Annotated in this window: 7 protein-coding genes and 1 pseudogene; all 8 read right to left on the bottom strand. The window is 63.6% G+C overall.

Features of this window, described 5'->3' with window-relative positions; all coding sequences use genetic code 11:
- The coding region (locus tag VFL62_RS10835; protein WP_325172372.1) for an AIR synthase related protein at positions 1–260 on the bottom strand (260 nt) is incomplete at its 3' end.
- A gap of 97 nt (positions 261–357) precedes the next feature.
- Positions 358–855, bottom strand: a complete 498-nt coding sequence (gene nusB / locus VFL62_RS10830; protein ID WP_325172371.1) for a transcription antitermination factor NusB — start codon at positions 853–855, stop codon at positions 358–360.
- Entirely contained in the window at positions 855–1,349 is a 495-nt protein-coding gene (gene ribH / locus VFL62_RS10825; protein WP_325172370.1) for a 6,7-dimethyl-8-ribityllumazine synthase, read from the bottom strand. Before ribH ends, nusB begins: the two co-directional genes overlap by 1 nt.
- 38 nt (positions 1,350–1,387) lie before the next feature.
- Positions 1,388–1,996, bottom strand: coding sequence for a riboflavin synthase (locus tag VFL62_RS10820; protein ID WP_325172369.1), 609 nt, complete (start codon positions 1,994–1,996; stop codon positions 1,388–1,390).
- Positions 1,996–3,144, bottom strand: coding sequence for a bifunctional diaminohydroxyphosphoribosylaminopyrimidine deaminase/5-amino-6-(5-phosphoribosylamino)uracil reductase RibD (ribD, locus tag VFL62_RS10815; protein WP_325172368.1), 1,149 nt, complete (start codon positions 3,142–3,144; stop codon positions 1,996–1,998). The genes VFL62_RS10820 and ribD overlap by 1 nt, the downstream gene beginning before the upstream one ends.
- Positions 3,141–3,623: a transcriptional regulator NrdR gene (gene nrdR / locus VFL62_RS10810; protein WP_325172367.1), complete on the bottom strand. Its 483-nt coding sequence runs from the start codon at positions 3,621–3,623 to the stop codon at positions 3,141–3,143. The genes ribD and nrdR overlap by 4 nt, the downstream gene beginning before the upstream one ends.
- An 11-nt stretch (positions 3,624–3,634) precedes the next feature.
- A complete protein-coding gene (glyA, locus tag VFL62_RS10805) occupies positions 3,635–4,933 on the bottom strand; it encodes a serine hydroxymethyltransferase (RefSeq protein WP_325172366.1) in 1,299 nt (432 codons plus the stop codon).
- A gap of 848 nt (positions 4,934–5,781) precedes the next feature.
- Positions 5,782–6,318 (bottom strand): annotated as a pseudogene (locus VFL62_RS10800) (hypothetical protein); the annotation flags it as partial.

The following is a 6,318-nucleotide window of genomic DNA, read 5'->3' as shown; positions in this document are numbered from 1 at the left end:
GCGGGCGCCGCGCCCTTGGCTGCGAGATCGGACAGGTTCACCCGCAGTGCTTTCTGCGCGATGGTGACGGGCGGATCGTCGGCCAAAAAGTGAACACCTTCGACCAGCGCATCGGTGGTGACGACGATATCCTCGCCGAGGGCTTTCAGAAGGGCGGCGTCGTCGTTGAGGCCAAACGCGCCCGGGTCGGTCGCGAGCGGCTTGAAGTAGCGCGCGATGAGGGAATCCTCGCCGGATGCCGATCTGCTTCCGTTGCTCATGACGCCTTTTCTCCGTCATTGCGAGCGATCCAGCTTTTGCCACGAACCGTATCTGGATTGCTTCGGAGCTCACGCTCCTCGCAATGACGACAACAAATTAACCCCGCACGAATTCGCTGCCGCGGAACTGGCGCGCGATCTGATCGAGCACTGCGTTGACCATGCCGGTCTCCTCCGCTTCAACAAAGGCGTGCGCGACGTCGACATATTCCGAAACCACGACGCGGCCGGGAACGTCCTTGCGATGTTCCAGCTCATAGGCGCCGGCGCGCAATACCGCGCGCAGGATGGCGTCGATCCGTTTCAGCGGCCAGCCCTTCGACAGAGCTTCATCAATCAGGGGATCGAGTTTCGCCTGATCGCGCACCACGCCCGACACCACGTCGCGGAAAAACGCGGCTTCCGCCGGCAGATACTTGTCGCCCTCGACCTCGTTGCCGAGCCAGTGGCTTTCGAACTCCGCGAAAATATCGTTGATGCCGGCGCCGGCGATGTCCATCTGGTACAGCGCCTGCACGGCAGCAAGCCTTGCCGCACCGCGCCGGTTGGCTTTTTTATCTGCCCCTTTGACGGGCTTCTTTTTGCTCTCGACCATCATCCGTTTTTCGCCAGCCGGCGCTTGATCCGCAGCATCGCGAGCGCTGCGCGCGCGGCATCACCGCCCTTGTTGAGTTCAGAGGCACGCGCCCGCGCCCATGCCTGCGCTTCGGTGTTAACGGTCAGGATGCCGTTGCCGAGCGGAAATTTTCTCGTCACCGCGAGATCCATCAGCGCGCGCGAGGACTCCTGCGAGACGATCTCGAAATGGATGGTATCGCCGCGAATGACGCAGCCAAGCGCGATCGCGGCATCATAAGGCTTGCCGGCCTTTTCCGCGGCTTCGAGCGCAATCGCGATGGCTGCCGGAATTTCCAGCGCACCCGGCACGGTGATGACCTCGTGAGCGACACCCGCCGCATTCAGCTCGGCGACAGCGCCTTCCAGCAGTGCGTCCTGAATATCGTCATAGAAACGTGCTTCGACAATCAGCGTCCGCGCGCCGGCAATGTCGGTCTGGTCCTTCAGAGGTGCGCGTCGCGCGTCAGCCATTCTTCGATCCATCAATTTTCGTCATGACGGCTACGCCGTCACTTCATTTCCGTCAATCGCGCCGCATAACGCGCCATCAGATCGACCTCGATATTAACCTCAGTGCCAGCGCGCCATGACGACAGGGTCGTGACATTGAGCGTGTGCGGGATGATCAACACCGAAAAGGCAGTGTCGTTGACCGTGTTAACCGTCAGCGAGACGCCGTCCAGCGTGATCGAGCCCTTGGGCGCGATGAAACGGGCCACCTCGCGCGTGGTGTTGAGCTCGAACCGCGCCATATCAGGCAAATCCTCCCGGCCGAGGACGGTGGCGATGCCGTCGGCATGGCCGGCCACGATATGACCGCCGAGTTCGTCGCCGATCTTCAGCGCGCGCTCCAGATTGAGCTGGGTCCCGGCAACCCAATGTTTTGCGGTGGTAAGACCAAGCGTCTCTGCCGCCGCATCGACGTCGAACCAAGTCTTGCCATTCTCGACGCCGGAGGCAACGACCGTCAGACACACCCCGTTGCAGGCGATCGAAGCTCCGTCCGCGATGCCAGCGCGGTCGTAGTGGCAGGCGATCCGCAGCCGGTGCAATTGCCCCTGCGCCACGGCCTTAAGGCTTTCGATCTCGCCGATATCGGTGACGATGCCGGTAAACATTATATGCGCTCGTAAATCGTGAGGGTGTCGTGACCGAGGCTCTCGCTAGCACGAACGCGATAGGCCGGCGACTGGGTGATTGCGCTCAAGGGCAATGCGTCCAGCGCCGCCACACCATCGGGGCCGATCGCGCCCATACCTCGAAACAGCCAGCATTCGTCGGCAAGGCCCGCTGAAACAAAGGAAGCCGCGACGCGCGCGCCGCCCTCGACCAAGAGCCGGGTCATGCCTCTCTCCGCCAAAACGCGCAGCAGCTCCAGCAAATCGAGGCCGCTCGAAGCGCCGGAACCGAGCCGGATCACCTGCGCGCCATTGGCGCCCAGGATCGCGGCCGCCGGAGCCTCGGCGAGTTCCGAAGTGACGACCCACAATGGTGTGCTTCGCGCCGAATGAACCAGCCGGCTTTTCGCTGGAATCCGCAACGCGGCGTCAAGCACAAGGCGAACCGGCGAGCGCGCTTCCATGCCCGGCAGCCGGCAGGTGAGGAGCGGATCGTCGGACAGCACTGTTCCGATCCCGACGAGAATGGCGTCGCACTGCGCCCGCAACAGATGCACGCGCGCATTCGCAGCCTCGCCGGTAATCGCCACCGTCTTGTGGCCTGCGGCCGCGATCTTGTCGTCGCTCGAGACCGCAAGCTTCACGATCACATGCGGGCGCTTGTTCCGGATGCGCCTGAAATGACCGGCATGGGCGCGCGCTGCGTCCTCCGCCATCATCCCGACATCGACCTCAATTCCCGCCGCGCGCAATTTGGCATGGCCCTGCCCGGCCACGTCCGGATTGGGGTCCTCGATCGCCGACACCACGCGCTTGATCCCGGCTGCAATGATGGCATCAGCGCAAGGCGGCGACTTGCCGATATGCGAACAGGGCTCGAGCGTCACATAGAGCGTGGCGGCGCGCGCGGCCTCGCCTGCGTGCGTCAGCGCCACGGGTTCGGCATGTGGCCTGCCGCCCGCTTGCGTCCAGCCGCGGCCGACAATGATGCCATCCTTGACCACGACGGCCCCGACGGCCGGGTTGGGCCAGGTGCGCCCCAGGCCACGCCGGCCCAGCGTCAGCGCCAGCTCCATAAAGCGCCGGTCAGCCGCCTTCGAAGTCTTCATTTTTTGCGCGAGTTGTTCTTCCAAAATTCGGAAGATCATTTTCGTAACAGCGTGATCCGCGCTTCGTCTTCGCCGGAGAGTTCGCCGAGCACCGCCTCGAAATCCTTGGCCTCGCGGAAATTGCGGTAGACCGAGGCAAAGCGCACATAGGCGACGTCGTCGAGCTGGCGCAGATGCTCCATCACGATCTCGCCGATCGCCTCCGAGGAAATCTCCGCCTCGCCGCCGCTTTCGAGCTCGCGCACGATGGCGGAGACCATTTTCTCGACCCGCTCCGAATCCACCGGACGCTTGCGCAGGGAGATCTGCACCGAGCGCATCAGCTTGTCGCGGTCGAACGGCACCCGCCGGCCGTTGCGCTTGATGACGGTCAATTCGCGAAGCTGCACGCGTTCGAAGGTGGTGAAGCGAAAGTTGCAGGCGACACAGACGCGCCTGCGCCGGATCACGGCGGAATCTTCCGTCGGACGGGAGTCCTTCACCTGGGTATCGAGACTGTTGCAGCTTGGGCAACGCATGCGGCTGAACCTTATTGATAGATCGGGAAACGATCGGTGAGCGCCTTGACCCGTTCCTTCATCGCCTGTTCTACAAGCGGCGCCGCACCGTCCTTCGACTGCGCGACCGCGTTCAGGACTTCGGCGATCATACCGCCGACCTGCTTGAATTCGGCAACGCCGAAGCCGCGCGTGGTAGCTGCCGGCGTGCCGAGCCGAAGGCCTGAGGTGACGAACGGTTTTTCGGGATCGAAGGGAATACCGTTCTTGTTGCAGGTGATCGCGGCGCGCACCAGCGCCTTCTCCGAGACGTTGCCCTTCAAGCCCTTCGGCCGCAGATCGACCAGCATCAGATGGTTGTCGGTACCGCCGGAGACGATATCGAGCCCTTCGGCACGCAAGCTCTCGGCCAACGCCTTGGCGTTCTCGACCACGTTCTTGGCGTAGACCTTGAAGTCGGGCCGCAGCGCCTCGGCAAACGCGACCGCCTTGGCCGCGATCACATGCATCAAGGGACCGCCCTGCAGGCCGGGGAAAATCGCCGAATTGAATTTCTTGGCGAGCGCCTCGTCATTGCAGAGGATGAGGCCGCCGCGCGGGCCACGCAGCGACTTGTGCGTGGTGGTGGTCGTGACGTGGGCGTGCGGCACGGGCGAGGCATGGACGCCGCCGGCCACGAGGCCGGCAAAGTGCGCCATGTCGACCAGGAGATAGGCGCCGACACTGTCGGCGATCTCGCGAAACCGCTTGAAATCCCAGGCGCGCGAATAGGCCGAGCCGCCGGCGATGATCAGCTTGGGCCGAACCTGCTCGGCCTGTTTGGCGATCGCATCCATATCGAGGAGTTGGTCCTCGCGACGCACGGTGTAATGCACCGCCTTGAACCACTTGCCGGACATGTTGACCGGCGAGCCGTGGGTGAGATGGCCGCCGGCTGCAAGATCGAGGCCCATGAAGGTATCGCCGGGCTGCAACAGCGCCAGGAACACGGCCTGATTCATCTGGCTGCCGGAGTTCGGCTGCACATTGGCGAAGGCAGCGCCGAACAGCTTCTTCGCCCGCTCGATCGCGAGCGTCTCGGCGACGTCGACCCATTCGCAGCCGCCGTAGTAGCGCGCGCCGGGATAACCTTCGGCGTACTTGTTGGTCATCACCGAGCCCTGCGCTTCCAGCACCGCGCGGCTGACGATGTTTTCAGACGCGATCAGCTCGATCTCGTGGCGCTGCCGGCCGAGCTCGCCCTTGATGGCGCCTGCGATCTCGGGATCGGCCTCGGCAAGGCTCGCCGAAAAGAACGAGCTGGGCGTGGAAGCGGTCGTGGAAGAGCTCATGGGTAAAATATCTCCACCGCTGCGAGCCCTGGGGCGTCGCGGTCGGTTCATTAATGGCGGTCGAAAGGGTCCTCGCGAGATACCATATCGCCCGGCCAGGGCCAAGGACTTGCGGTAGAAGCCTGATATTTATGCAAGATATGGTGGGGACAGGCAAAAATCAGCCCTTCCCGTCCGCCGCCCCATGTTTCTTGGCCCTTCGCAGTCGCAACGGCATTTTCCATCGTCATTTCGGGGACGCCGCGATAGCGGCGGGCCCGGAATCCATCGCGCCGCCGGAACAAGGGAAAAATGGATTCCGGGTTCGCCCTTCGGACGCCCCGGAATGACGCAGGACGTAAAACCTCGTTCTCGGCGCGCGTCGCGCCCGAGTTTTGCACTGTCCCCCTTTTCAGAGGACGCAGGGAATGCCGGGCGCACGGCGCGCCCGCAGCCTCGCGTGCAGTGAAGAAAGCACACGAGTTAGTCACTACAGGTCGCCGAAACGGTCCGGCATTCCCTGCGCGATGTTTTACGGCTTATGGCGCGCTCTCCCCAGTGATCGGGCTTTTTGTCACCGTCCCCGGCGCAACGCGTTGGCGCTGTCGCCGCGTTGATGCCAGCGTCGAGACATCAGGACCACACGCTTTTGCCGTCCGCTTCGGACATCGCTCGTCAGCCGATGTCAAAGCGTCCACCGCACCCCGCACCCGACGTTTCTGACGATCGCGAAGCGCCCTCTCTTGTGGGGCACGGGACGGGCAAAGAAGTGCCCGTGATTTGCCCGTCGTCGCAAGCACGCGAGCCTGCGGCAGATTGGCACGACGGGCAAATCAGTTGAGTTGCGCGAAACGCTGTCAAGAACAAGTTCACGCCACCTGGGCCCGCGCGCGCTCATTCCCGGCCGCAAGCGCATCGAGATCGACCAATCGCGGATCGTCGTCGGGACTGGGCTCGCCATACGCCCCGTCGCTGCCGTGAATGTGAATCAAGGTCTGGACGCGGCGGGCATTCAGATAGTCGACGTGCTGATGCCGCAGCGCGATCGGCAACAACGCCTTCGGCAATTCGACCAGTGCGAACGCGGGAACCCTGCGCACTTCGCTCCCCTCGCGCCAAAGCAACGCATCGAGCGTGTAAACCAATTGCCGATCGGTTTCCTGATTTGGCGGCGGCTCGAGTTCGGCTGCATCCTCGGTGGCGATATTGCCGTTGCCGGCGCGGGTGCTCACCGCGGCCGATCGCAGCTGCCAGCAGATCAAATCCGTCGCCGCCAGAACCTCGCGGCGTACCGCCTCCACGCTGGCCGAGAACCTGGTCGCCTCCAGCACGGACGTCGTGCTTTTTGTCACTGCCTCGACCAGTGCGGTGGCGCTGGCACCGAATCCAGGAGCGGCCCGCTCGAT

Source organism: Bradyrhizobium sp. (genome assembly GCF_035701725.1).
Taxonomy (GTDB): domain Bacteria; phylum Pseudomonadota; class Alphaproteobacteria; order Rhizobiales; family Xanthobacteraceae; genus Bradyrhizobium.
Note: the sequence above shows the minus strand (reverse complement) of the source record. Positions and strands in the feature narration are given on the sequence as shown.

Coding starts and splice junctions, on each gene's coding strand:
- ribD (WP_325172368.1), bottom strand. CDS start 3,144: ATGATCTTCCGAATTTTGGAAGAACAACTCGCGCAAAAAATGAAGACT.
- nusB (WP_325172371.1), bottom strand. CDS start 855: ATGGTCGAGAGCAAAAAGAAGCCCGTCAAAGGGGCAGATAAAAAAGCC.
- ribH (WP_325172370.1), bottom strand. CDS start 1,349: ATGGCTGACGCGCGACGCGCACCTCTGAAGGACCAGACCGACATTGCC.
- nrdR (WP_325172367.1), bottom strand. CDS start 3,623: ATGCGTTGCCCAAGCTGCAACAGTCTCGATACCCAGGTGAAGGACTCC.
- VFL62_RS10820 (WP_325172369.1), bottom strand. CDS start 1,996: ATGTTTACCGGCATCGTCACCGATATCGGCGAGATCGAAAGCCTTAAG.
- glyA (WP_325172366.1), bottom strand. CDS start 4,933: ATGAGCTCTTCCACGACCGCTTCCACGCCCAGCTCGTTCTTTTCGGCG.